Annotated in this window: 2 protein-coding genes and 1 pseudogene; all 3 read right to left on the bottom strand. The window is 69.8% G+C overall.

All coding sequences use genetic code 11. From position 1 onward, the window contains the following. Positions 1 to 251 (bottom strand): annotated as a pseudogene (locus tag ACY45C_RS06135) (transketolase); the annotation flags it as partial. 237 nt (positions 252 to 488) lie between these two features. Next, positions 489 to 1,175, bottom strand: a complete 687-nt coding sequence (locus ACY45C_RS06130; protein WP_462186696.1) for a YdcF family protein — start codon at positions 1,173 to 1,175, stop codon at positions 489 to 491. Positions 1,176 to 1,299: 124 nt separating this feature from the next. Continuing rightward, positions 1,300 to 2,335 (bottom strand): putative PEP-binding protein (locus tag ACY45C_RS06125; RefSeq protein ID WP_462186679.1); only part of this gene is annotated, 1,036 nt, incomplete at its 5' end.

Raw genomic sequence — 2,335 nt, 5'->3', positions numbered from 1 at the left:
AGCGGGGAGGCGTGCCCCTTCGAAAAGATCAGATGATCGTTCGCCGGGTCCACCGGGTTGTCCCAGTCGTATCGAAGGTGGCGCGCGACGAGAACCGCCAGCACGTCCGCGGCCGACATCGACGAGGTGGGATGCCCGGAACCCGCCGAGGTGCTGCTGCGCACCGAGTCGACCCGCAGCTGCTGCGCGAGTTCCCGAACCGTCTCCAGGTCGGCCGTCCCGACCGTGCTCTCGGATACGGGAGTTGCCACACCAGTCTCCTTACAGTGTCGTTCCACACCCGGAAGGTAATCTCCGGAGGGTTCTCTCGCGCCTCGGGCAGCCGACTCCGCCGCTTTGCCTCACTACCACGTGTCGCACTACCCCCTCACCCGGCGATCCGAACCGTATCAGCGGCGGCCGGCGGCAAAGAGGGCCGAAGCGGGCCTTGATATGTCAGAGGCGTCACGGGTTCGTATCCGCTGCTGCTGACGAGCGTCGACCCGGTGTCAGACGGCCCGGGTGGTCACCGAAGGTGGTGATGCCTGGCGGAAGAGCTGATACCACCGGTAACCAATCCCCTCACGGATGATGTACCGGACCTGCGTGCCGAAGCCGTGGACGGCCGGCCCCCGGTCGGCCGGGGAGGTGACGGCGTCGACACCGAGGTCACGGGCCATCGTCCGGGAACGCAGGCTGTGCCAGGGAGCGGTGACCAGCACGGCGGTGTGCCAGTGCCGCGAGTTCATCAACCCGGCTACGGCGGTCAGCGACCCGAGCGTGTTCGAACCCTCGGGGAGGACGAGCACCCGGCTCGGGGGGATACCCCGCTGCCGCCGATAGGTCGCGCTGGCCTCGCCCTCGGTGTAACGGTCGCCCGGCTGCTTCCCACCGACCGTGATCACCTGAGGGGCGGCTCCCTCCCGGTAGAGCTCCAGCACGTGGTCGAGACGAGCGGCGAGGACCGCCGAGGGACGCCCGTCGTACTGCGAGGCACCGAGCACCACGAGGACGTCGGACCGGGGCCGATGATCCTCCCTGCCCACCCACCAGACCTGCAAAAACGTCACCACGGCGAGAACCATGATGCCGAGGAGGACAGCCGCCACCGCCCGCATCATCCAACGCCACCATGGCACGCGGTGCCAGGTCGCGCGAAACGGGTTGACGATGAGACGAGGACGGGACAGGCCCACGCGAACGAACAGTAGCGTCCCTATGGGCACACGACCGACATCATAGGGCAACTGCCCCGTTCATCCGCCCAACCCCGATCGGGATTCCAGCCCGGAAAGGGCAGGGAACGGGCCGGGCGGAAACTCACCCGACCGCCGACCGGCCGAGAACCGCGGCACGCCCGGCCTCCAGCCGGGCCACCGGCACCCGGAACGGCGAACAGGAAACGTAGTCGAGCTCGAGTTCGGCGAAGAAGTGCACGGAATCGGGATCGCCGCCGTGCTCGCCACAGACGCCGAGGCCGAGATCGGGCCGGGCGCCCCGCCCGGCCCGGACCGCCGTCCTCATCAGAGCGCCCACCCCGTCGCGGTCCACCGACGCGAACGGCGACCCGGCCAGGATGCCAAGGTCGAGATAGCGCGGCAGCAACGATGCCTCGACGTCATCCCGGGAGAAACCCCAGAGCAGCTGGGTGAGGTCGTTGGTGCCGAACGAGAAGAACTCGGCGCGGCGGGCGATCTGGTCCGCGGTGAGCGCCGCCCGCGGAACCTCGATCATCGTGCCGATCGGCAGGTCGATCTCCAAGCCGCTCTCGGCGCCGACCTCGGCTAGTACCCCGCGCACCCGGTCCCGGACGGCATCCAGCTCCGCCGCGGTGGAGATGAACGGAATCATGATCTCGGGACGGGGATCACCGCCCACGCGGCGGCAGCGCACCAGCGCCTCGGCGATCGCCCGCGCCTGCAGTTCCACCAGCCCCGGGACGGTGAGAGCGAGTCGGACGCCGCGGCGACCCAGCATCGGGTTGGTCTCGTGCATGCCCCGCAGGACCGCCAGCCTCGCCCGGTCGGCGTCGTCGACCGGGCTTCCGGCGGCGTCCGCGGCGGCGATCGACACGGACAGCTCGGTGAGGTCCGGGAGGAACTCGTGCAACGGCGGATCGAGCAGCCGAACCGTGACGGGCAGACCGTCCATCGCGGTGAAGATCTCGACGAAATCCTCCCGTTGCGGGGGAAGCAGCCGGCTGAGCGCCTCGGTCCGCTCGGCCGGCGTTCCCGCGAGGATCATCTGCTCGACCAGGGCACGACGGTCCCCGAGGAACATGTGCTCGGTGCGGCACAGCCCGATACCCGCGGCGCCGAACCGGCGGGCCCGCGCGGCGTCCGGCCCGGTGTCGGCA

Source organism: Frankia sp. CcWB2, assembly GCF_977927585.1.
This window is presented reverse-complemented; position numbering and strand designations above follow the sequence as displayed.